This is a genomic window from Weizmannia sp. FSL W8-1119 (assembly GCF_038008605.1).
GTDB classification, from domain to species: domain Bacteria; phylum Bacillota; class Bacilli; order Bacillales; family Bacillaceae_C; genus Weizmannia; species Weizmannia coagulans.
On sequence record NZ_JBBOZL010000001.1, the window covers coordinates 3,172,005 to 3,197,482 of the forward strand.

19 protein-coding genes, 2 tRNA genes and 1 pseudogene are annotated in these 25,478 nt (G+C 39.3%); all 22 read right to left on the bottom strand.

The window, feature by feature from the left end:
- Positions 1-193 precede the first annotated feature (193 nt).
- Positions 194-1,999, bottom strand: a complete 1,806-nt coding sequence (locus tag NSQ19_RS15425; RefSeq protein ID WP_340703144.1) for a UvrD-helicase domain-containing protein — start codon at positions 1,997-1,999, stop codon at positions 194-196.
- The gene (locus NSQ19_RS15430; protein WP_340703145.1) at positions 1,996-3,816 is read right to left on the bottom strand and encodes an ATP-dependent nuclease; all 1,821 of its coding nucleotides are present in this window, start codon (positions 3,814-3,816) and stop codon (positions 1,996-1,998) included. Before NSQ19_RS15430 ends, NSQ19_RS15425 begins: the two co-directional genes overlap by 4 nt.
- A 102-nt stretch (positions 3,817-3,918) precedes the next feature.
- A complete protein-coding gene (locus NSQ19_RS15435) occupies positions 3,919-4,104 on the bottom strand; it encodes a hypothetical protein (RefSeq protein ID WP_035180871.1) in 186 nt (61 codons plus the stop codon).
- Positions 4,094-4,885 (bottom strand): ExeA family protein, encoded by a 792-nt coding sequence (locus NSQ19_RS15440; RefSeq protein WP_035180873.1) that lies wholly within the window; start codon positions 4,883-4,885, stop codon positions 4,094-4,096. The genes NSQ19_RS15435 and NSQ19_RS15440 overlap by 11 nt, the downstream gene beginning before the upstream one ends.
- A 3-nt stretch (positions 4,886-4,888) precedes the next feature.
- On the bottom strand, positions 4,889-6,271 hold the full coding sequence (locus NSQ19_RS15445; RefSeq protein WP_042512385.1) for a DDE-type integrase/transposase/recombinase: 1,383 nt from the start codon (positions 6,269-6,271) through the stop codon (positions 4,889-4,891).
- 145 nt (positions 6,272-6,416) lie between these two features.
- The gene (locus NSQ19_RS15810) at positions 6,417-6,734 is read right to left on the bottom strand and encodes a hypothetical protein (protein WP_035180395.1); all 318 of its coding nucleotides are present in this window, start codon (positions 6,732-6,734) and stop codon (positions 6,417-6,419) included.
- A gap of 36 nt (positions 6,735-6,770) precedes the next feature.
- Positions 6,771-7,010, bottom strand: a pseudogene (locus NSQ19_RS15815) (DUF6431 domain-containing protein); the annotation flags it as partial.
- Positions 7,011-7,107: 97 nt separating this feature from the next.
- On the bottom strand, positions 7,108-7,563 hold the full coding sequence (locus tag NSQ19_RS15455) for an AAA family ATPase (RefSeq protein ID WP_340703146.1): 456 nt from the start codon (positions 7,561-7,563) through the stop codon (positions 7,108-7,110).
- A gap of 737 nt (positions 7,564-8,300) precedes the next feature.
- Positions 8,301-9,638 (bottom strand): IS1380 family transposase, encoded by a 1,338-nt coding sequence (locus NSQ19_RS15460; RefSeq protein ID WP_081355869.1) that lies wholly within the window; start codon positions 9,636-9,638, stop codon positions 8,301-8,303.
- Between the two features lie 297 nt (positions 9,639-9,935).
- On the bottom strand, positions 9,936-11,621 hold the full coding sequence (locus tag NSQ19_RS15465; protein WP_029143146.1) for an IS1634 family transposase: 1,686 nt from the start codon (positions 11,619-11,621) through the stop codon (positions 9,936-9,938).
- 251 nt (positions 11,622-11,872) lie between these two features.
- Entirely contained in the window at positions 11,873-14,638 is a 2,766-nt protein-coding gene (locus NSQ19_RS15470) for an N-6 DNA methylase (protein ID WP_118498708.1), read from the bottom strand.
- The gene (locus NSQ19_RS15475; protein WP_118498710.1) at positions 14,613-15,428 is read right to left on the bottom strand and encodes a DNA-methyltransferase; all 816 of its coding nucleotides are present in this window, start codon (positions 15,426-15,428) and stop codon (positions 14,613-14,615) included. The genes NSQ19_RS15470 and NSQ19_RS15475 overlap by 26 nt, the downstream gene beginning before the upstream one ends.
- A gap of 206 nt (positions 15,429-15,634) precedes the next feature.
- Positions 15,635-16,114, bottom strand: coding sequence for a 23S rRNA (pseudouridine(1915)-N(3))-methyltransferase RlmH (rlmH, locus tag NSQ19_RS15480; protein ID WP_019720229.1), 480 nt, complete (start codon positions 16,112-16,114; stop codon positions 15,635-15,637).
- A gap of 298 nt (positions 16,115-16,412) precedes the next feature.
- The gene (locus NSQ19_RS15485) at positions 16,413-17,669 is read right to left on the bottom strand and encodes a S1C family serine protease (protein ID WP_340703147.1); all 1,257 of its coding nucleotides are present in this window, start codon (positions 17,667-17,669) and stop codon (positions 16,413-16,415) included.
- A gap of 215 nt (positions 17,670-17,884) precedes the next feature.
- Complete coding sequence (locus tag NSQ19_RS15490; protein WP_013860872.1) at positions 17,885-18,679, bottom strand: MBL fold metallo-hydrolase; 795 nt, start codon at positions 18,677-18,679, stop codon at positions 17,885-17,887.
- Positions 18,680-18,695: 16 nt separating this feature from the next.
- Entirely contained in the window at positions 18,696-19,475 is a 780-nt protein-coding gene (locus tag NSQ19_RS15495; protein ID WP_340703148.1) for a two-component system regulatory protein YycI, read from the bottom strand.
- Positions 19,462-20,745, bottom strand: a complete 1,284-nt coding sequence (locus tag NSQ19_RS15500) for a YycH family regulatory protein (RefSeq protein WP_340703149.1) — start codon at positions 20,743-20,745, stop codon at positions 19,462-19,464. Before NSQ19_RS15500 ends, NSQ19_RS15495 begins: the two co-directional genes overlap by 14 nt.
- Positions 20,742-22,562 (bottom strand): cell wall metabolism sensor histidine kinase WalK, encoded by a 1,821-nt coding sequence (gene walK, locus NSQ19_RS15505; protein ID WP_340703150.1) that lies wholly within the window; start codon positions 22,560-22,562, stop codon positions 20,742-20,744. The genes NSQ19_RS15500 and walK overlap by 4 nt, the downstream gene beginning before the upstream one ends.
- Positions 22,563-22,566: 4 nt before the next feature.
- Positions 22,567-23,277, bottom strand: a complete 711-nt coding sequence (gene yycF / locus NSQ19_RS15510) for a response regulator YycF (protein ID WP_013860876.1) — start codon at positions 23,275-23,277, stop codon at positions 22,567-22,569.
- Between the two features lie 376 nt (positions 23,278-23,653).
- Positions 23,654-23,726: transfer RNA gene (locus tag NSQ19_RS15515), tRNA-Phe, on the bottom strand.
- Between the two features lie 30 nt (positions 23,727-23,756).
- Positions 23,757-23,832, bottom strand: a tRNA-Asp gene (locus tag NSQ19_RS15520).
- Positions 23,833-24,167: 335 nt separating this feature from the next.
- A complete protein-coding gene (locus tag NSQ19_RS15525; protein ID WP_017550656.1) occupies positions 24,168-25,457 on the bottom strand; it encodes an adenylosuccinate synthase in 1,290 nt (429 codons plus the stop codon).
- Between the last annotated feature and the right edge of the window lie 21 nt (positions 25,458-25,478).

Consider the following 25,478-nt stretch of genomic DNA (forward strand, 5'->3'; position numbering starts at 1 on the left):
TTTATTCCCAATGCTTTACCTAATTAATAAAAAGCTACCCTATATTAGGTTGTAATTATATTATTACTTAAGTTAAGCATGAATACCGGTGTCGAGGTCGAATTAACGTCAAAACACTGAATTAATAAGGCTTTATGAAACCCATGTGTAAAATTTGTGTAAAATAGATTAACCAAATTAAACCAGAGTTTATTTACCATTCTTTCCAACCAAATTCAATAAGTTCTTCTTTCAATTTTTCTGTTAGCTTATCCTTGTGAATCCCTATCGCAACTAAATGAGTAGGTCTACTAAATGCTACATATGCCAACTTTAAAGCATTTTTAGTTTCTCTTTTTAATTGAAGATTCGAGATGTTTTCTAAATCTATATAATGACCTATTAAATAATTATTTAATAACTCTAATATTTCATAGCTATATGTTCCATGCCAATCAGAAAATACTGTATTTAATACTAGTAGTGTTGACCGATGGTTTTCACCTTTAACTGAATGTACTGTTCCAATATAAAACTCTTCTTTTTCCTGTTCTACTATAGCATTTTTCCTTGAAGATTCCATTTCATTCTTGAAACTATTTAATTGCTCTTTAATTTTTTCTTTTTTAGAAGGTTCAATAATATCATTTTTAATTTTTTCTATCTCAAGAATAATACTTGAAATTGTACTTTCAATATTATCTTTTGTAATTAAATCCTTAATAAGCTTAGCTATTATCTTTTTATTCTCTAACAAAGAATTTAATTTTTCTTCCGTCTGTTGCAAATTTAAATCTATTTCTTTAGAAATTATGCGTAAAATTAAAGAATAAATTTGTTTAACTCCACTCTCTGATTTTTTTACTTTCGAATTAGATACTATATACTCTTCAAATAAAGACATTAAATCATCATGTTTTGCTGAAAGTATAGCGTCCTTTTTATTAGAACTTTTGTATTCTGAAGATTGTTCTTCCAACGTGGATATTAATTCTTTGTATTTTAACTTTAACTCCAGTCCATCATCATATGTAATAAAATAGGGTTGAAATGAATTTACAGAACTAACAGACCTAAAACTATCATATTTTTCTATACAAACATTTCTAACTAAGTTAGCAATATTTTCGTTAAACCTAGATGTTTCAGCAATTTCAATTTTATTTATATAACTAGCTTCTTCAGATGGAATCCAAGCATCTTCTTTTGTATCAAAAATACTATATAGTGCTTGATAAGGATCTCCAAAACGTTGAAATTTTATATTATCTAAAAATAAACTATTTAATAGTTCATATTGAAATTTATTTGTGTCTTGAGCCTCGTCTAATAATACATATTCAAATCTGTTAGAAAGCGCTTCCCTGATCTTTGATAAATGTTTTTTAATATACCAAGCTGACAACTCTAAGCATTGTTTATTTGTAACAATCCCAAATTTTAATAAATGTTTTATACTATCATTAAAAGCTTCTCTATACGTACTATTGGCATCACTAATAACATCATAAGTTAAGTCTTGATTAATAATTAATTGAGGGTTTTTACTTTTTATATTTGGATTATTATTGGTATACCAATTTGGTTTTAATCTATCAAAAAAATGATCAAATCTTTCTCTATATTCTTCATCATCCATTATTCTAATGTTTTTATCTCCAAAAATAATATGAAAAGCTTTCCTTCCAAAGAAATAATTAAAAAATTCTTGTATTGTACCTAAAAAATTGGGATATTCGATATTGTTAAATCCGATTTTACTTAATCCACTCTTTATCTCATCTACAGCTACATTCGTATGTGTAATTAAACATATTCCCTTGGAATTACCGATATTTTCTTTTAATAACATAGCACATTTAGCTATTAAAACTGTAGTTTTTCCAGATCCAGGACCCGCTACTATATTTGCAGTATTATTGTGAAATATTACTGACTTTTGCTGTTCTGAAAATGTAGCTCCTTTAGGTAATAATTTTGTTTCTATTTCTTTTAAAAAAAGAACTTCTGTAGAAATCATTGGAATACCCCTACTTTTTCTTCAAATTCTTCTTTAAATTCTTCTTCAGATTTTTCCACAACATTTACTGTTGAAACATGTTGTATTGCTTCAATAAGATATTTCAAGTAATCATCCTGCATTATTTTATTTTGTATTTTTTCTAATTCTTCTTTATTATCTTTTTTTCGTTCAAATAAATCTTTTAAGTATACACTAAGTTCTTGAGCGACTTCAGCTTTGGATACTAATTTTTTATCAATAGGTTTAAATATCTCGTATGCAATTTCATCTGAAAAATCATTGTCTTCTTTTATGATCTGTTTGAATTCTTCAAATTGTTTTAAGCGTTTACCTTCAAAAGCATTTTTATATCTAAATGTATGAATAACTTTATATAACATTTCTCTAAGGCAACTTTTTGATAAACTGTATTCTAAAGTCCATTCTGGTGCTGTAAATATTTTAAAATTACAGTTATAACTTCTATATTTCTCTTCAATATCTTGTAGCTTTTTATCCTTAGATTCTTCAATATATTTTTCACTTATGTCTAGTTTAAGAGCATGAACTAACTCGTTTTCATTCTCATTATTAACTTCAAATTTAAAATCCTTAGCAAGTTTCTTTAATGTTGAATATTCCTTTCCAATAAACTCAGTATTTAAATCTTCCTCTTTTTTATTTATTATCTTTAATATACCTTGTAAATGTGTATTATTTTGAATGCTATATATTGACTTAAAACCTTCTTTTTCATAATAAATATACGGTTTTATATCAATGTCAGTAATTATAGAAATAGGAATATTCAATTTTGGGTAATTTAATTCTTCAATCCAATGCTCAGACCTGGAAAATAATTTTAGATAACGTTCAAATGAAGTTCCATGAACATTTATTACTGAAACACCACTCTTATGCAAAGGTAACCCAATTAATTCTGCTAATGCAGGAATTAAAAACATTTCTGATTCTCCTTCGACAAGGATGATTCCCTTTGCAAAAAACAAATTACATTTAGTAGCATCTAAAAATCGTTCTAAAAATTTATAGTCATTCTCGTTTAATAATGTATAGTCCTTATTCATTGGATAACAAAAATCATTATGAATCATAATTATATTACAAGGATTAATAGATGAAACTAAATTCGAGCTATGTGTTGTTAAAATAAATTGACTTGAATAGTTATTTTTCTCAAGTTCAGATTCTAAAAACTTAATTAATCTTATCTGAGCTTGTGTATGTAAATGCGCTTCTATTTCCTCTATAAGAGTTATATTAGGACCTATAGATTCGGATTCATTCAAAAAATTATTTAATAACAACATTTCGGTTGCTATAAAAAGCAAATTTTGATTTCCTAACCCTAAATTTATCTCTTCTGTATTTAAGCTTAACCTTCTCAAAATCGAAGTTAGATCGTTCTTTGAAACGTTAAACTTTGCTTTAGACTTTTTTAAATCAGTATTATCATAAAAATCACTCAAAACATTTTCTATATCTTTTATCAATGAGTGACCCTTAGTATATTCTTTTTGGAAAAATTTTTCTATTTTTGTATTCGCTTCTTTCATAACTTGCACTAATTCATTTGATTCACCACTTTGAAATATTGGATGAGCTTTCAAAATATTTACTAACCTTGATCTAAATCCAGGCTTCAATTCTGAATTAGCATCTCTTAGTGGTTTTAGATAAGTTGTTTTTAATAAATCTCGTGCTTGGCTATTTAATCTTAGTTCACAATTTACTTCACCAGCCAATATTTTTTTATCTATATACTCTTTGCCGTTTTCATTTGTTTTTCTTTCCGCTTTTATGTCCGCAGCCACCTTCAATGTCGGTTGTATGGCCAGTGGCAGTGACGGGGCAACTGTCTATCGGCCACCCACAATGCCACTGGCATTTGGAAAAGACAAATGAATGTCGGAGATCTAAAACGGATGATCCCCGAGTAATTCCCTCAATTCCTTTTTAAGCAAGGCATTCAATTGATTTAAAGCATTTTTCATCTCTAATAATTCGCTTATTTCCTTTCTTAACCCTTCAATCGTAGCTTCCATCTCATCAATACCATTTCCCCACTGTTCATAATACTGGGTACACTCTTTACAGCTCATTGATCACCCGGTGAATATGAGATTCACCCACGACCTTATTTCCCTGTATAAAGGCATCCAGCAAGCTTTGGCTACAAAGTGTGTTTACCTTTCTCGGAACTCCCTGGCTGAAGTTATAGATTGCCTGAATCGCCTCTTCCGAAAAGACCTCATGCGGTGTTTCCACCACCCTCAATTGATGCCCGATATAATCGGCTGTTTCTCTTTCTGTCAGGCTACTCATTTGGCAGCGCATCTGGATCCGTTGGTCAATCGCTTCCAGATGCTTTACTTTCAATAGATTCCGCAGGCTGGGCTGTCCTGCCACAATCAGGGATAATGGAGACATGGAGTCTTCCCTAAAATTGAGGATGAAGCGCAATTCCTGCAACATAGAGTCAGAGAAGTGGTGAGCCTCATCCAAAACAATGACAATTTGCTTTTTTTCATTTTCATATATATCCAGCATCAAGGACTGATACTGCCGTTTCACATCATTTGACCGAAAAGCAGGCTGTATTCCGAAGTTCTGCAGCACTTCACGGTAAAAAAGCTTTGGTGTCAAAGAAGAGTCACATATATAAAGATAATGATAATGAATAGGGTCCAGGTGATGAACCAATGAGCGAATGGCCGTAGATTTCCCCATGCCAGCTTCCCCTGTCAGTAGGCAAAACTGGCGATTCTGGACAGCATATTCCAACCGTGCGGCAGCTTCCTTATGGCTGGAGGAAGCAAACAGGACATCAGGCGCAATTTCACGGGTGAAAGGAACTCCTTTCATTTCAAAAAAATCCAGCATCCGTTATTCTCCTCCTGTCTGTTTCTCTTTTAATCTCGCAAAACTGGTCGTGCCCACTTGTTTTCGTTTTTCTTCCTCCTGCTGTTTCTTTAACTGTTCCAAGAAACTGGAAACTCCCGCGGGAGTACGGTCATGGTCCGCATCGTCCGGCAATTTGGAATGGCTTTGATTGTGGAGTACCGCAGGCTTCGCATCATCAAAGCGCTCGTCGTCCTTCCATATTTGAATTGTGGATAAATCAAAAGGATTATAGCGTATCTGAATTCGTTTCCCTCGCAAGGAGGAGTCCACATCATATTGATTTCCTTCCAGTTCAATAATGGCCGTTTTTCGAACCGTTCTTTCTTCTTCCCAAAGGAAAATATTCTTTAACAATTCGGCGGGCAGGTGACGGGTATGATCTTCCTTCGCTTCATATCGCTTTTTAGGCGTTTGTTTCGTACTGCGATGGATGCGGTTATCATATGCCTCCAGCCAAGACCTTAAGTACTCATTTAACTGTTTCAATGTCGTGAGCTTCTCCTGGTTAATTAACAGGTTGGCCTCCTCGGTAAAGCTACTGTCTACAAATTGGAAAAACTTCTCAATTTTTCCTTTTGATTCTGGAGAGTAAGGTTTTGCATGAATGAGCTTCGTTCCCATTCTTGCGCACATAATCTGAAACTGCTTGGCACTATAAACGGATCCATTGTCACAGAAGAACAGATTCGGAACGCCAAACTTCAACACAGCTTTTTGAACACAGCGTTCCAGGCGCGGATATCTTTCCTCCAAGAAAAACTCGGCATGCATGATTCTCCGGCTATGGTCATCGATGATCGCGATAAGATAGACCTTTTTTCGCTTTTCCGGATTTTTAGGGTCGGGCAGATAGAGAGTGTGCTGTGTATCTGCCTGCCAGCAGTCATTGGGCAGATCATGTTCAAATTGTCGGAATTCCTTTCTAACTTTGGAGTAGATATCCCTTTTACTCCACCCCATCTCCTGAAAGTAACGCGACAGGGTCCTTGGTTTGATGGCCCCAATCGGGGCTCTCTTCTCCAGCTCAAGAATTCGGATCACCTGTTCCACACTTCGGCTGGGCAATTCCTTCCGCAGGTCAATCGCCCGCTTGAGCACTTCCGGATCCTGATTCCGAAGACTGCCCTGACTTTTCCGCTCCTGTGGCTTCAAGCCTTCAAATCCATTTTCTTCATAAGCTTGGAGATACCTCTCAAGGGATCGGATACTCACCGTTGTCCTTTCACTGCCCGGAATCGTGTACCGTTGGCCAGCAATTTCCCTCAAAAGGGCATACCTCTCCCCGGGCTTCAGCTGCCGTTGAACGATTGGGGCAATTAACCCAAATCGAAAGGCAGCCACTTCATTTCGCAGCGTCTCATTCATCTCATTTTCTCCTCTCATTCCATAAAATAGAAAACAACCTCCATTTTCCCCGACTTTTAACCTCGGGGATAGAGACAGATTTTGTGGAGCAAGAAAATGGAAAATAAGGAACTAATATGTAAATGGTCCGACATGGCCTTTGACCTTAATTGTGGTAGAAGGGCTGGCGGAGATTGATCGTAGAAAATAGCCTCCCCTTAGAGGGGACAGATCCAATTTCCGCAAAAAAGAAGGAAAGAAGAAGCTGAATTTCCTCATCAGAACGGATTCCTTCTCGGTAAAGGGATAGAAAACTTTCCCCTTCTTGAAATTCGGATGCCCATTTCTTCCGTTGATCAATCCACCATTTCCCCCAAAATTCCAGAAATCGGTGTTTCCAACGGTATAATGTTTTTAAAGAGACCTCTGAAACAGAAGGAGTCGTCAGCCTTTGGGCCAACTGGCCAATAGGCACACCTTCCATCAGCCACCTCCCCAAAAATTCATAAATATGATTCGCGAACCGTGCCCATGGGGAAGTAAAGCAAGGCATTAATGAAAAGGTTTTTCTACAATCCGGGCACCTTCTGCGCATGATGGGTATACGAAAGGACCGGTGTTTGAAGTGAATGGTCTTGTTATACTTACCGTGCTTTCTGAGTTTTCTTCCACAACACGGACAAAAGACCTCATCATTGAAGGTTTCAACAAATTTTATATATCTCTTGATAGAAAGGGGACATTCTAGTAAAATAGGCATTGTATTGGGAGGGTTATTTGTTCTCCGGCCGCCAAGCACAGGAGGAGCAAGTAACCTTTTCCTTTTCTAGTTTAAGAGCCGTCAGCTCTATTGACCATTATACCATGGCCAATAGAGCTGACGGCTCTTTTTTAAAATATCTCCCGCCAAAATAAATGTCAAAACCCCTTGCGATAGCGACATTAGGCATGGCTGCGAACACTTTTAATATAACTCTTAACTGATATTCATTATCTGCATCAAATGAAAGCCACTCTAAAAAAATACCTGCTTCCTTTTCATTTAAATCGGTAAAAATCCCTTCTATAATAAATGATTTTGCGAATTCATCTTTATTTATACAGTAAAAGTCTTCCATAGTAATCTTCTCATAATCATCACTTAAACTTCCCAATAAATATCTTATTGCATCAATAATAGCTGTTTTGCCTGAATCATTCTCACCAACTATTAAGTTTAGATTTTTATTAAAATGTACTGTTAAACCAGGACTAGAATCTTCCCGCTCTGCAAATTTCCTAAAATTATATAAGCTTAGTGTTTTTAAATACATAACTCTCTCTCCTAAATAAGTAAGTAATTTATTATTACCATATAAAGAAGTTCCTTAGTTATAGGGTTTCCGTTGTTATTTAAGACGAAATCATATTTCTCAGTACTTTTAAATTATTCGTACATAATTAAAAAATCATTATGAGTATCATGAAACTAATTACAGAAATTACTCTAATAACTTTTTAAAATTTTCTTTCAGAAATACATATGTACATCTAATTAAAAGTTATACACTAATCCTCCAAAACATTATTAATTCTTTCCCCCTAATATATAAGTCTGCAAACTTCTACACTTCATCTTCGATGATATCTTTAAGTATTCCTATCAAAAAATCAAAGTCTATAAAATCTAATTCTGTTTCACTATCCTTCCACATTTTTATTCCCTCCTTTATTCCCATTAAAGCTTACTATTCTACTGTTTCTGACATCCAAAAATAACCGAAAGTTGACGGTATTGCCTGTCCGGAATTTGACGAGTATAATGTCCTCGTATTTATTCTTCCTGAATCCGTGACGAAAATATAACAAACGCCGTTAATAGGTAGATTTCCCAAGAGTAAGGATATAGTGGTGTCCGACTATTCGATAAATGCACTTTTAGTGATTCAGTATGTAAAAATTTCCCTGTTTCATTCGTTTTTGTGCACGCCAAATAAATCTGCAAATTTCCATTTTTTGCAAGTTTTCGTTTTTTATTTCTTTTTTCCTAGTAGTCTATTGATCGGGATGTTTAGTAAAAGGCTTGATACAAACGAGTAAAGACCGGTAACCATTTGTTGGTCTCCGCGACTTTTAATTTCCATTGCCGGCCACGGAAAACCAGCTTTGAGGCCAGTGTGATCATATTCTGGATGACGGTTCGGATTCTTCTTCTTGTTGTTTTCTTTTTCAATGGCGTATCTTGTTTTTTCAAGCTTTCTTGTCCAATCAAGCGAAGCAGGTTATACGCAAATACACCGAAATGGAGCACAAGGCCATTCGTTTCATATTTGCCTGACGGCAGCCGTTCGAGATCCAGTTCTGATTTAATTTCACTATGGAACTGTTCGCAAGTGCCATGGTTATGATAAAGAGAGATCACCACATGAGGCGGCACTTCAAGGTCCGTCCAGTAGGTTTCAAATTCATACTCGGGAATTAAAAAAATTTGTCCGTCTCTTGAGATGGTTCTTTCGGTCACTTTAAAAACTTTTCGGATGCTTCGCTCCTGGTCCTTAATTTGAATGGTTTCGGGGATGGATCCAAGGTAAACCTTCTTTCCTTCCCGTTCTTCACAACAGATCCCATATTTTCGGGCAATGTACAGCCAGTCCTCAGCTTTTTCCTTACGGGGATTGCGTTTGATAATAAAGCTTGCATGGTTTTCTAGGAGAATAATGAGATTATCCCGGCTGTCATTTCCGGAATCAAGCCTGAAAAGCAATGGCTGATCTGTTAGTTTCCGGGCAGATTGAATGGTTTCCTGGATGAAATTTGGTGTACCTTTTTGGCAGTGGACACTTCCCTTTCGCATCTCAACATGCAGGCAGTAACCTTCCTGTCCCATGTAAGCGAACATAGGGGCATAACCGTCACAGCCTTTATAGGTTCTTTCTACCCCTTCCTTTTTTGTCTTGGAGTTATCGAAAGGGGAGACATCCAGATCAACCGGGATATACGGCTTGTCTTTGGCGTAAACCGGGCTGATTTCCGCATTTGTATGGCGAATCAGATCCAGCGATTCTTCGTGCAAGATCGTTTTCCATTTTTCCACCAAGGCGGCCTGGTCCAATCGTTGCCTGAGAGTCGGGCTGGAAGGAACCCTCTGGATATCCAAAGCCAGTGCAAAAAAAGCATCATCACGGAAGGTTTCAATATTGTCATAATCACTTTTTCCCTGGCAAAGCAAGCCGATATAAGATTTAGCCACATCGCCATTGGAACAAGCCGGATACCGGGAGATATCAGGGAGTTTATAGGCATTCAACCTGGAAACTAAATTCGTTTGATTTAGTAAATTTCCTACTATCGCTAAGCCAGCTTGGGCAACAATTCGTTCTTTTGTGGGTTCTATCACAAACTTTTTCATGAGATCACCTGAATGTGGAATGAATTTAATTTGTCTGATATACCAATTATACTAAATTTTATGCGATTTGTTTGCCTTTAAGCGGAAATTTCGTCACGGATTCAGGACAATGTTAACCCGTTTTGAAGAGTTATACTTTTTACCCACATTTCGCACGTCTTAAATATAGTTTATTCTAATTTTTGAATGAACTATATTTAAATGGCTTGGTGGGATGATATCTTCTTATTTTTGAGGAATTTTCGATAAAATTCTTTTCAATTCGACATTCTTTTCATGAATTCCTCCTATTGTGTGTTATTCTCCTTTGTTTTCGACATTTTTTGACACGTATATTGATACATCATACCCGCATAATTCAATGATTTTTTTGGCTTGTGAATCAATATTATCGGGTAAGAGCCTTATTTTTTGTTGATTTTGATTTATAAGGATCACGGTAATATCTTCTAATTGCTCTAACAATGCTTGGCCTGTGGGTTGATAGAGTTTCCTTTTTCCTTTCAAGATTAGAGATAGGTTCTTTTCTTTCAGTTCTTTTCTAACTCGATATTCTAAAATTCCATAGATTAATAAAGCCATCACATACACAATACCTAAGGCCTCAACCCTTTCCGGGGTTTTTAAGTAAATGGCATCAATCATTTGTGAATCTTTGATTAATCGGAAACGGGTCTCAGCGGCCGACTGTCCTTTATAAACCCTCAAAACTTCTTGATTGGATAGTGTCTCCTCATCTAATTTATTTGTGATTAAAACAAAAGTGCTGAGCATTTTTTTCTTATTTTCGATAAAATCATGATCTTTTTCAAACGATTCCAGTTGTATTTGATAGATTTGTTCTTGTTTTGTCTGTTCGTCCTTTTTAGGTCTTCCTCTCTTTTTTCGTTTGATAGGTTGATCACTCATCTGGACGTTTAGTTTATAACAGAAATATGAAGCCTTTTGTTTTTTCTTAAAAGATTGAATTGCTTCTAGTGCGTCCTCTTTACAATGAAAGATAACTTTACTCAGTTTTTCTATCTCTTTTTTTAATTGTATTTCTTCCTTTTCGATCGCCCGATTTAGGGTTTTCTCTTTTCGTTGATCTAAATTGTTTGAGTGGACAACAAGAAACCGGTAAGGAAGGTTTTGAATTTGTCTTTCAAAAGCTTGAATTTGGTAAATAGCTGCGTCTTTTTTATTGCTAAGTGAGCCTACCCTTTCCCAGTTGTTGAGCAACCATGCCTCTTTCTTTAGTTCTGTGCTTAAACCGAATGTATCAGGTAAACGGGAAATAAACGATAAATTTTGTTGTTGAATTTCCGCTAGATTTTCCGTTGTGATTAATGCAGAATCGGCTTGATAAATGAGATTTTTCCAATCTTCATGGGAAAGGATTTTTCTCATCTTTTGAATAAATTCCACATTCCAAGATTTATCCGAAGTATTCCCATTTTCTACTTTTGCAAGGATAGGAATTCGTTCAGGTGTGACCCCCATCCCCAGAACGATTTGTTTTAAGTCAGGCCTATGGGCCTTACTATACCCGTACGTAATTTGCAGTCCATCTTCCTTCGGTTGCTTATATTCGCCGTAAACAGAAATTGAGGTTGTATCGTTATGCAGTATACCAATAGGAAGATTCAATTTTTTTAGTGCTTTTAATGCAAGGGTGGAATAGACTTTCCATGCTTCGGCTTCATACAAGTAATCTAATGCTCTTCCTAATGCATCATCATTTAATTGATCGGGTGAAACCGATGTATCGAAAAGCATCTCAGAATCTAGGTTTTGATAGAATTCATGAACCTTATAAAGGGGCTTGCCACTGCATAAAATGTTTAAGACAAGGGCTTTAATCCTTGTTCCGGGTGAGATATGACAACGGACAGAATCCCATTTGACTAAATCATTAATGGTTTTTTCGAGTTCTATTTCATCACACAGTTTAGATAAAAGTTGAGACGGCCCCACATGTAAGGTTAAAATTTGATCTGACATAAAAATTTCCTCGTCTTCCCCTAGTTTAGATAATCATTCAATTCTACAAAGAAGGAGAAAATTCCTTTAAAAAAATCTTAAAATGGAAAAATTTACGTGCGGAATATGCGTTTTTAAATGAAAGTTGTCTCAATTGATTATCCATATTATTCCCCCTTATAAAAGAAACCCCAAACTTTAATAGAAGTTTGGGGATTTGCAAATTAAAAACAAGTCTATAATATATATTCGTAAATGCTTTTTGTACGCCTTTAATCTCTTATAGACTTTCGTATTTCAAATAATTGCATTAATGAACTTTTAATCATCTCATATTTACTTTCTAAACCAAAAGCCTTTAATACTGCTATATCAAAGTTATAACGGTCTTCTTGCTGAAGTTCTTCAATCAACGAAAATACCTTTCGTTTCTCTAGATTGCTATACAAAGTTAGAATTTTTAATCTATCTTGTTCCTTTATTAAGGTTGGATTTAACATTTTAAATCTTTCTTCTACCTTATTTTTGTTTAAATCAAGCACCCCTAATCCTCTACCAAAGCCAATTGCTTCTATGTAATATACTCCAATGATACTATTTAATAATGCGGCCAGTAATGTTAAATTCATTGTATCATCTTTTCTTACGAGGCCAGTCAATCTTTGGTCAAAGAAAACAGGTTGAGGTGCTTTTGAGAAAAATAGTCTTTCATCAGGATTAATGAGTAATCCTATATCAAATTTATTTGTTAACGACATTTCGTACCAATATAAATTCTTTCTAACAACAGATTTTGATTTTGGTATTGGAACCCCATTTCCATCCTTAACATTCTCAAAACTACGTATCCAATTTAATGCTCCATAGTGACCAAGTTCTTCTAATTCCTCAATTGTTTTACTGCAACAAAATCCATCTATTGAAGCACTTAAATCCATAATATATGATGAAGTATTGAGTTTTTTCATAACAGGGACAATATATTCCGGTTCAATATTATGGTTCTGTGGATAAAAAAGGGCATTACATCCTCGACGTTCTCCACGCTTAACAAAAAAATAATCTGTTAAAGGAACTAGACTATCTTTGATATCAACCAACCAACCACACTCGGCGAACAAAGCATTTTTAACTATGCCAAGCTCATCTAATAGAGATATTTCTTTATAAGAATAACTCTGACTGACATACAAATTTGAAGGTAGTTCTCTTCGAATTTTGGCAACTAGAGTTGAGACATTTTCAAACTGCTCTGTTTTATCGCCGTTACCAACTATATTTTTCGGTTCTTCTTTTAAAGTAATAAAATTCACTTTTCTGTTAAAGTCTGTATTTCCTTTTTCAATTACAATTATATTTGCTACTACATCAGCATTTTTGAACCAGCGACCTTTACCTGAAGTTATAATATATTTCAAATGATACCTATTTTTTAGTTCATTAAAAAATGTTTCCCCAAACTCTGTTCCTAGCCAAGAATTCGATATTATTAGCCCTGCTCTACCCTTATCAGAAAGAAGTTCATCAATTTTAAGTACTATATATGCATATAAATCACTTCTACCATTGAATTTATCATCTAATGCTTCTATAAATGATATAGCTTCTGGATTTAGTTCAGCCAGCGTTTCTTGTTGAACAAATGGAAGGTTCGAAACAATTACATCAAAATTACCCAATTTAACCTTAAAAGTATTTTTACTATTTGGGCTATGTAATTCTATGTTCTGAGTAGAACTAAGATTAAATACGTCATCCTTGTATATATTTATTTCCCTTCCAATATTTTCGGGCGAGGATAAAGCGAGCATTGCAAATTGAAGAGGATACCTAAATTTGTCCCCAGCCCATATTTGCTTCATTGCATCTTGATTATCTATTCCTGATATTGTTTTCAAATCATAAGCTGCTTTTATAATAGTTCCTGTCCCACAACAAGGGTCTAATACACGCACTCCCTTATCCATCATTGTCAACGAGGTCAAAATCATTGCTAGTTCTTTTGGAGTAGAGAATTGTCCAGCAACTTTACGTTTGCTTCTAGTTACGACCTTACTTAAAAGTTCTTCTAACAATTTATCACTAAAATTATTGAAATCTAACTTGATTATATAATCATTAAAATTTTTTAATACTTTAAAGGTATCACTATCGATATACTTCTCTCCAGCTTTTTCTTCAAAAATATTGTAAAAGTCGCACTTTTCAGATATATTTTCGAAAATTTCTAAACATTCCTCTATAGTTGTTGTTTCACTTATTTTATTAACTAGCAATGCATTAGAGTTATATTTCTTCAAAATATTAGCGAAAATAATTTTATTCATTAATGATATTATTGCTAATTTCGATAACTCTACCCATAAATTCGCTTTCTTTCCATAGCTTCTACCTTCAGCTTCCCACCATATTAACACTTCGTCATTAAACATGCTATCTCTAGCGGCGGCGCTCCTTAATGCATGAGCGCAAGCATCTATATTATTAAAAGCTAAAGAAAGCATTTGTTCATTTACAATTGAGTTAAGAACCTTTTCTGTTCGTAGGGTATTATTACGAAAATAGTATTCTAACTCTTGTAATATACTACGTAAAAGCTGATTAATTTCAGCCATACTATAGGCAACTTCAGAACGTTTTGTTATATGTTTAAGGTCATCCCATTCCTTTAGTAATTCGAATTGGCCTTTCTCATCATTTTTAACGTATAGTCTTGCAATTGAAACGTTCCAAAGTAAAAAACTATTTACGCCTAATATTTCTGCTTTTTTTACTGCATTAAGAAATAGTTCTCTATCTTCAATTGGTGTATCAGGGTATTTTAATTCCCAACCTTGTAATACCTTTGTCTTTCCTTTATCCCCAAATAAAAGTACATCCGGGAAAAGAGAACCACTACCAGTTGATAGCCCCATCTCTCCTCCAGCATGTTGAATAATACTATCCTCTTTACAAACTAAAGCACTGGAGTTTATCTGTGAAATTAAATCAATAGCCCAGCTGCGTTCATTATCACGCGTTGTTCCTATACCTTTCATTTATTGCTTGCTCCTTCCTTACTGTCTCCATTGCTTCCTCTATTCGTCTATTACAAATTTCTATTAAATCTACTTTTTCGTTCTTATATAACTCAACATCTTCATTTTTTTCAATCCCAATGAAGTTTCTATTTTCAAGTATTGCCGAAACTAAAAAGCTCCCACTCCCACATGCATTATCTAGAACTACAGCACCTTCATTTGTGTATGTCCGAATTAAGTATCTACCTAATTCTACAGGCTTTTGAGTAGAATGGTATACTTTTCCTTCTGACTCTGCAGTTTTAAAGTAAATTACATCTGTTGGGTAACGCTTACCATCACTTACCACATGAACTGGGTTGAAATCTCCATAACTTCCTGTAAGTTGGTTTTTTCTAATCCCCTTATCATAGGGGTCACCATCAGTCATCTGTGGGTTATAAACAGGTTGTTTTTTATAAAAGACACATATATCCTCGTGTTTACGCAATGGCTGTTTCTTGGCATTCAAGAAATTTGTGGCCTTTGATTTCTCCCAAACCAATTTGTATTTAAACCACTTTTCATTGCTTAAAATAAGTTTCGCTGTAAAAATACCTTGAGATGTAAGTACAACAACGCCATTATCCTTAACAATTCTTCTATATTCTTTCCATAATAAATCTAAAGGAATAACTGAATCCCATTTATTTTGGGTCGTTCCATATGGCAAATCACATAAAACCATATCTATCGATTTAGACGGTATGCCTTTCATAACTTCTAAGCAGTCACCTTCAATAACTTTATTTAAATAATAGTCGAACATAGCGTCCTCCTTAACCCATTCCCAATTTTACCACTAATCAGCACCCTAAAAAAGAAAAACCGTTCTCCCTATGAGTTCGGTTATATTTTGTCTCAACATTTATTTGCCATATTATCATTATAAACGTAAAAGTCTAATGACGCTATGATGAAGTTTTCCTCAATTAAAAAGATAATTACCTAAATATACTATTATAAAAACCTCATCTACTTATGATACGGTTCCCCCCGGATAATCCGGAAGGCGCGGTAAATTTGTTCGACTAAAATGAGCCGCATGAGCTGGTGGGGGAAGGTCATTTTCGAAAAAGAGAGGCTTTCATTGCCGCGCTTGAGAACGGCTTGGCTTAAGCCGAGGCTGCCGCCGATTACAAAGGCAACTTTGCTTTTGCCGTATGTCGCCAGACGGTCGAGGGAACCGGCCAGTTCTTCTGACGATTTCATTTTCCCGTCTATCGCCAGGTTGATCACATAGGTGTCCGGGCTGATTTTTGCAAGGATCCGCTCGCCTTCCTTCTGCTTTACCAACTCCATTTCCGCTGGACTCAGCATTTCGGGCGCTTTTTCATCCGCTACTTCGATGATTTCAACTTTTGCGTAAGCGGAAAGCCGTTTTAAATATTCCTGAATGCCCTGCTTCAAATACTTTTCTTTCAATTTTCCCACTGTAACGATAGAGATATTCACAACTTACACCCACCTTACCCACAAGCTATTGACAAGAGTTATCCACATATCCACAGAAACTATCCACATTTTGTATGGGAATAACCGTTCCATACAAGATATATTTCACCATTTTTCGCTATTCACAGCCTGTTTATAACCTTCTTCTCGAGCAATTTCCACAAATATCCACCCGTATAAAAATTTTTTTCAACAAAATGTTCATTTCCGCTGCGGTCCGCAGCACGCTTTGCCCTGTTGATAACTGAATGCCGCAAAAAAAGGAAGGAAAAGCTTTCCGCCTTTCCTCCGCAGTTTGTTAATTTCTTCCCGAAGCGGTCCCGAGCGTTAATGTGAATGTTTTCGGCTGGCCGTTCCGGTATACCGACACTTTCACCTTATCACCGGGCTGTTTATGCTCATACAGGAATTTCCTTAATTCCACGATGTTGTCTATCTTTTGATCGTCCAGTTTGTAAATGACGTCAAATTCTTTCAAACCGGCTTTACTTGCAGGGGACCCGTTTTCAACAGAGCCGATCACAACGCCGGTCGTCACATTGGCGGGCAATTTTAACGTTTCCTTCTGTTGGTAAGCCGGGATATCCGAGACGTTTACAATCCCGACACCCAATGCCGGCCGGGTAATTTTCCCTTTTGTCTCCAACTGATGGATGACCGGTTTTGCAGAATTAATTGGAATCGAAAATCCAATGCCTTCAACCGACTCATTTGAAATCTTCATGGAGTTAATCCCGACAACCTGGCCGGCAATATTGACTAAAGCACCACCGCTGTTGCCGGGGTTGATCGCAGCATCGGTTTGAATGACTTCTGCCTGCCAGTCTTCCGTTCCATCTTCATCGATATCCACCGGAACAGTCCGGTTCAACCCGGAAACAATCCCTTCTGTGACAGATCCGGCAAATTCTTCACCAAGCGGGTTGCCAATCGCAATGACAGTTTCTCCAAGTTTTAATGCATCCGAATCACCGAATTGGGCAACGGTTGTCACATTGCTGCCGTCTATTTGAAGAACGGCCAGATCCGTATATTTATCGCTGCCGACAAGTTTGGCAGAAAGCTTTTTCCCGTTCGATAAGGTCACTTCCAGCGCATTTGCCCCTTCAATCACATGGTAATTGGTGACGACATAAGCTTTATCGCCAACCTTTTTGTAAATAATCCCGGAACCGGATCCGGCTTCCTGGGAAGAAGAAGATTTTGAGTCCTGTCCAAACATATCATCAGACCAAATACTTTGCTTTTGAATGTTTGAGACCCCGACAACCGCTTTCTCCGTCTTTTCCACTGCTTTTGTAATATCGGTTGTCACTTTTAACGAGACGGTTTTCGTTGTTTTCGGCGTTGATGGGTTTGTATTTGCCACAGAATTCGAATCTACCGCAGCGGAATCCGGGTTCGTTTTTCCAAAAATACTTGGAAAAAGAAGGGCTACCACAAGCGCCCCCACAATTACGCCAATCAGCCCGGAAAGAAAATAGCCGAACCTTCCGCCGCCCCGCCTGTTTTCTTTTCCACGCCGTTGGCCATCCTGATCATCATAATATCCCATTGCGCATCACCCTTTCTGTACTGATGAGGAAAATTGAAGTTTGGTGAAGGAGCCCTTTTTTGCCCATTCTGATTTCATTATAATGGCTGAAATTAAAAATTACTAAAAATCAAGCGCCAAAATAAAAAGAAATCTATCCCGCCTGCCGGTAAAACAGCTGCCCCGGCGGTTGGGGGGAGTCCGCAGCGACAGATTCTGCCGCCGGATCGCCGCGGTTAAACAGCCGTTAAGGCCGTTGGAATTTTCGGGTCCGTATCATATAATGAAAAAGTTTCACCGACAGCCAGGCCCTGTTCCTGGAGCGTTTGGGAAACCGCCAGCCGTGCGAGGTCTTTCATATTGTTATCTTTGCTTAAATGGGCAAGGTATATTCGTTTTGTCCGGTCCCCGATCACTTCGCCCATCGCAAGTGCAGCATCTTCATTCGACACATGCCCGACATCGCTCAAAATGCGCTGTTTGACACTCCATGGATACCTTCCCATCCGAAGCATTTCCACATCGTGGTTGCTTTCAAAAACAAAAATATCCGCGTTGGAAATCGTTCCTTTCATCCGGTCGCTGACATAACCCGTATCCGTAATGATGACCAATTTTTTGCCGCCTTCATGAAAAATATAAAACATCGGCTGGGCGGCATCGTGGGAAACGCCGAACGACTCAATCTCAAGGCTTCCGAACGATTGGACAGATTCCATCCCGAATGAAAACTTCAAATCTGTTGGAATCTCTCCAATCATGCCTTCCATCGCCGACCATGTTTTGTCATTTGCATAAACCGGGAGCTGGTATTTCCGCGCCAGCACTCCGATTCCTTTAATATGGTCACTGTGTTCATGCGTAACAAGGATTCCGCTTAAATCGGCAATATTGCGGCCGATCTGCCCAAAAAGTTGTTCCATTTGCCTGCCGCTTAAACCTGCATCCACTAAAAAAGCATGCTGCTCCGTCTCCACATAGATCGCATTTCCCGTGCTTCCGCTCGCAAGTACACTAAATTGCATCCCCATCGTATCCTCTCCAAAATTATTGTGCATTTTCCATTTCGTTGACCTGGCCTTCAAATGCATTGATAAATAATTGCTCTGTTTCATTCCCGTGTTTTACCGTAAAATGCCATGTCGGCACAAGCACCTGGAGTTCGGGCACCCTCGTATAGTAACCGAGTTCCGCCTTCGTCACTTTGCTGTTCGGTTTCAGCGTTCCTTTCTTATATAAGGCCTCCACCGCCTTTACCGCCGACAGCGTCTCTTCTTCCCGGTAGATTTTAATATTGGTCAAATACGTCTGGTCATAGGAAATGATTTCATTCCGGTCATTTAAATACACGGTCAGTTTCGCGTTCTTATTATTAAAAATCATTTTTCCGTTATATGTCTCATAAAAGACGGCCCGATTCAAATCTTTATCATAGTTCCACAGTTTATAGTGGCTGCCGTAGAGCATATTTTCCTGGATAACCGCCTCCAGCTGGTCCGTTTTGATTTTTGTGCCCAGTTTCACCGGCTTATCAAAAACGGAACTGAGTTTCTGCCCGTTCACGATTTCCGCCTGCTGGTTTTTCAATTTTTTCAAGTCTTTTGCGGTAAATACTTTTTCTTCCGCGCTGATATACGGCCGTTTTGCCTTTCCTTTCGGCAGATCGACGAATGTAATATTTGCAGCCTTTAGGCTTTGTTCAGCTGTCGGGCTGCCAATGACTTCATACTGATTTTTGACATGTTTGAAATACAACTGGCAGGAAAGGTAAATATCAAGTACCAGAAAAACAAGAATAAAGATTGTTTTTGTTTTACTCCAGTCCATCTTCATCCCCCCCTGCCATTTTCCATATTCCGTCGTAGCAATAATACCAGGCCGGCTGCAGCGAAAGGATATCATCACTGTCTTTTTGCAAACGGTACCCGACTGCAATATCTCTCACCTTGTTCATTTGAACGGAAGGGTTTTCCTGCAAGCCGGCGATTACATCTTGAGCCGGCGGGAGTTTAACAACAGCCGGTTTTAACGGCAGGTTGAGCGACAGGTTGAAATACGGGCGGACATATTTGTAAATTTCCGTTCGGCCCAAGTATTCCCGGATCTCCGCCATGCCGTCATCGTTAAAAACAGGATAGCCGTCTTTAAAAAGCCGGAACGTGACTTCATTTTCCCGCTCATTGATTTCGAAATACTGGTACTGGTCCGTCCAGCCGCTGTGCTGGTTAATAAAATCAATGGCCCGCGTCAACAGATGGTTCGGATCGGAGCTGTACCCGATGTCTTCGCCGGGATTGACGAAGGTTAAGACTTTATTGGATTCGTCTGTCCGCAACAGGCTGATACCGTTTGTATATTCCCCCGCCACTTTCTTTACAAAGTTTGGATCAGCAAACAGCGCTTTTTTAAATTTATCAATTTCAATATCGGTTGTCGCATATTTGTACTGGTTCACCACCGGATTTCCGGCAGGCAGGTAGATTCTTCTCGGGCCGGAAAGGGCAAAGGCAGTATACGGCTTGTACAAAGATTTGTTGTCGTTCAGTTTTGAAATGAACACCTGAATGGATTTTTGATCTGTGCTTGCCTCATATACTTTATTGGACGCCGTTGAAATAAAATAAACATGGTTTAAGTTTTTGGTTCCTTTGTTTAATTCGATAACAATATGGTCAAAATCGGCATCCGGCACTTTTTTATTGGCAAAGTTCAGGACCGATTGATAGACACTGAACGGGACAGGGGCCGGAAAGTCCAATTCAATCCTGTTTTTTCCGTACATTAAATTATACAGGTCTTTTTTTTGCAACAGGCGAGAGCTGCTCATATCAAATGTCCATGTTCGAAGCAGATTCATCACCCGTGAAATTTCCCCGTCATGAACCGTGCCGGTTGTCCCGTCATTCTCATGGTAAAGTACTTTGTCGGGGAGGATGATGCCGGGCACCTTTTTTTCCTTCGCAATCGCGATATTGTCCAAATCTTTTAAGTTGAGTAAGTCATAATTCGGCTGGTTATTCCAGATCAGCCACGTTAACAACAAGCTCAGAAGCACGAGCAACGTCAATATGATGGTTTTTACTTTTTCAAGACTCATAGCCACTCATCCTCTTGTGCCGGTTCGTAGGGAAGAGTAAAGTAAATGGTCGTTCCTTTTCCTTCTTTACTGCTTGCCCAAATGCTTCCGCCGTGCATTTCCACTATTTCTTTTGCAATTGCAAGGCCGAGCCCTGTTCCGCCGAGTTTGCGGCTGCGTGCTTTATCAACGCGGTAAAAGCGCTCAAAAATTTTCTTTACGCTTTCTTTCGGGATGCCTACGCCCTGGTCGGAAATGCTGACTTCAATTTTTTCGTTCAGTTCCCTCAGCTTAAACGTAATCTGGCCGCCTTCAGGGGAGTATTTCAATGCATTGGATATAATATTGTACAACACCTGGGTCATTTTATCTTCATCGATTTCCACAAAAATTTCCGTATTCGGCAGTTTGCGTTTGAACGTGACATTTTGCTGCTTTGCCATTTCAAACCGGTCAATGACATAGTGGAAAAATTCCACAAAATTGACCCACTCTTTATTTAAATGTTCGTCTTTGCTGTCCATTTTTGATAGCTTCAGCAAATCATTTACCAGCCGGATCATTCGTTCCGTTTCATTTTGCGTGACGCCTAAAAACTGCGGCGCAATTTTCTCATCTTTCCATGCCCCGTCTGTCAAAGCTTCCAAATAGCTTCTCATCGTGGTCAGCGGCGTTCTCAATTCATGGGATACATTGGCCACAAATTCGCGGCGTTCCATATCTATTTTCTCCTGCTCGGTGACATCGTGCAAAACCGTAATCAGGCCGCTAACAAAGCCGGCTTCATTTTGAATCACTGAAAAATTCGCCCGTAAAATGTATGGTTCTTCCTCCGTACTGAAATCAAGGATGACGGAATCCTGCTCTGTCAATAAATCATCAAACCTGTGTTCATCCTCGATTTTCAATACCGATATAAGCGGCTGGGAAAGCACTGTTTCACGTGAAACATCCAGCATCTCGGCAGCCGGCTCGTTGATTAAAATAATCCGTCCTCTCCGGTCGGTCGCAATCACGCCGTCCGTCATATGGGTCAGGATGGAGTAGAGTTTTCTTCTCTCGCCTTCCGTGCTGGCCTGCGCCTCCTGCAGCTTTTTGGTCATATGGTTAAACGAATAAGCGAGCTGCCCGATCTCATCATTCCCGATCACTTTGACTTTCCGGGCAAAATTGCCGCGTGCCATCGCTATCGCCTGCTTGCGGATCTCCCTGAGCGGCTTTGAAATCGTGCGTGCGGTAATGACGCCAAGCAGGGCTGTAACCAGCACTGCAATAACCGTCCCCGTCATAAAAATCTGGTTAATCGCCTGCACCTGGCGGTAAACCGTTTCAATTTTGGAGACAAGGTAAATAATACCGATCATTTCGCCGTTTGCTTTAATCGGGGAAGCCAGCACCCACATTCGGTCGCCGGTCTGCTTGTCCAAATAAATCTGGTCTTCCGGCTGGCCGGTTACACGGACGCTTTTGACAATATCTTCGGTTGTTTTTTGGCCGACAATGCTCTGGTCATTCGAAGAAGTGCCCAAAATAACGCCGCTGTGCGCGTCAATCAGCCGGATTTCAGAAACATCCGTACTTTTAAAGTCACCCAGCACTTTTCTCACTTTCAGCGTAATATCCGCCGCCTGGTTCTGCTTTTTCGTCAGCAGGTCTTCAATACTGTATTCAAGCACATTGACCTGGTCGTATATCGATTTTTTAAAATTCGTCTCGAGCTGGTTTTCCAGCTTGTTGATAAAATACACCCCGATAATTTCCATCGCGACGACGATCAGCAAAATATAAATCAGGACAAACTTAAAGTGAATAGACTGGAAGAATTTCACCTTATTCATTTGGCTACTCCTGTTCAGGGTTGCGCAAATAATAACCGACACCGCGCCTTGTCACAATCCACTCGGGATGGCTCGGGTTATCCTCCACTTTTTCGCGGAGCCGTCTGACCGTGACGTCCACTGTCCGGACATCGCCGTAATAGTCATAGCCCCACACGGTCTCAAGCAGGTGCTCGCGCGTCATGACCTGCCCGATATGCTTTGCTAGATAGTGGAGCAGCTCAAATTCGCGGTGCGTCAGTTCAATCGTCTCGCCGCGTTTTGAGACGACATAAGCATCCGGATGAATGACAAGTGAACCGATTGCAATTTCATTGGATTCCTCTTCCTCACCCGGAGCCGGGGGCGTCTGCTGGTGCCGCCGCAAATTCGCTTTGACGCGGGCAATCAGTTCACGGGTGCTGAAAGGTTTTGTGACATAATCATCGGCACCGAGCTCAAGGCCGAGCACTTTATCAATTTCTGAGTCTTTTGCCGTTACCATAATGATCGGCATATTGTATTTTTTCCGCACTTCGCGGCAAACTTCCATGCCATCCCGCTTTGGCAGCATAATATCAAGGACAATTAAATCCGGCTGCACTTCTTCCACCTTTTCCAGTGCTTCCTCGCCGTCATAGGCGCAAAACACCGTATAGCCCTCTTTTGTTAAATTAAACTGCAAAATATCGGCAATCGGTTTTTCATCATCCACGATCAAGATTTTTTTGTCCATCGTCCATACTCCTTCATTTAAAATGCGCCATTTTCATTGATTGACATCTATCTACAATTTTCTGTTATCTTTATGTTCCTAAAAAATTTCATTTTCCCCGAAGCATGGCGAACAGCAATGCCCCCGGAAGTCCAGAAGCATTGCTGCTCTGTATCAAGGATTCACAGGCAGCTTCCAGCAGCCATACTATTATAATTTTAACTTACTTGCATAAAAATTGTCCAATTCTACTGAAACCATGCCCCTGGTAATATCTATCAAAGGCGCCGGGGATCTGGCATGCATTCTGTTTTCCATTTTATCTTGCCGGGCGGGCCGTATAGTATAATAAAAAAGCACTACGAGAGTCTAAGTCATCGCAGTGCTTTTTAGTAAATGGCCCGGGACGGAATCGAACCGCCGACACAAGGATTTTCAGTCCTTTGCTCTACCGACTGAGCTACCGGGCCTGAACCGGGAACAAATATGTATAAGTAAAATGGCGGTCCCGACGGGAATCGAACCCGCGATCTCCTGCGTGACAGGCAGGCGTGATAACCGCTACACCACGGGACCATTGTGCATTTTGTAACAACAGAAGTAATGTTATCATATCTATCATCCATTTTGCAACACATTTCTACAAATTTTTTAAGCTAACGGGTATGGAAGTTCATTTTTAAGCATGGCAGCCGCAACGTGTGCCACTTTAAAATAAAATAAAAACGGCGAGAAACCCCTTTTATGGGATCACGCCGTTTTTCCGTTCTATTGGACATTCCGGGATAAAAACCGCTTTTTGTGGTGCCTGCCCGGCGTCCCTTTTTCATCGTTTTTTTCCACGTGGTTCCAGGTACGTTTCCGCCGCCGCTTTATCCGGCAGCCCAAAATCAATTCATCTGGGCTTTCCATCATACCCGCCAGACACTTTGGACCACAATCGTCTGCAGGCGGTCCGGGCCGACGGAAAACATGGAAAGGGGAACACCGGTCAGCTGGGAAATGCGCTCCAGATAATGGCGGGCATTTTCCGGGAGATCATCAAGAGAACGGCAGCCAGTTATATCTTCCGTCCAGCCCGGCAGTTCTTCGTAAACCGGTTCGCATTCGGCCAGCACTTTTAAGCTGGCCGGAAACGCTTCAAGCACTTTCCCTTTATAGCGGTAGGCGACACAAATTTTCAACGTTTCAATGCCGGTCAGTACATCGAGCAGGTTTACGGACAAGTCTGTCAGGCCGCTCACCCGGCGCGCATGGCGGACGACAACACTGTCGAACCAGCCGACACGGCGCGCTCTTCCTGTCGTTGTGCCGTATTCATGGCCGGTTTCGCGGATCCGGTCGCCGGTTTCATCCAGAAGCTCTGTCGGGAACGGACCATCGCCGACACGTGTTGTATAAGCCTTGGCAATGCCGACAACATGGTTGATTTTCGACGGGCCGACGCCGGAACCGATTGTCACGCCGCCGGCAATCGGGTTGGATGATGTGACGAACGGATAAGTCCCCTGGTCAATATCGAGCATGACTCCTTGCGCCCCTTCAAAAAGGACGCGTTTGCCCGCATCAAGCGCATCGTTTAAAACAACTGACGTATCGCAGACATATTGTTTAAAGCGCTGGCCATATTCGTAATAAGGCTCCAAAATTTCTTCCAGCGTAAAGCCTTCCGTTTCATATATTTTTTCAAACAGCCGGTTTTTTTCCTCAAGATTGCGCGCCAGTTTTTCTTTAAATTCTTCGTAATCAAGCAGATCGGCTATCCGGATGCCGGTCCTTGCTGCTTTATCCATATACGCCGGGCCGATCCCTTTTTTCGTCGTGCCGATTTTATTGCTGCCTTTCCGCTCTTCTTCTGCACCGTCCAACTTGATATGGTAAGGCAGAATAACGTGCGCCCGGTTGGAGATGCGCAAGTTATCCGTTGAAATGCCCCGTCCGTTCAGGTATTCCAGTTCTTCGACGAGCGCCTTTGGATCGACAACAACCCCGTTTCCGATGACACAAATTTTGTCTTTATAAAAAATCCCTGATGGAATCAAATGCAATTTATATGTTTCCCCATTAAAACGGATGGTATGGCCCGCGTTATTCCCGCCCTGATAGCGGGACACCACTTCCGCATTTTCAGAGAGGAAGTCGGTAATTTTTCCCTTTCCTTCGTCCCCCCATTGTGTACCTACCACGACCACTGACGACATTGAGTGCACCTCCGCATATTT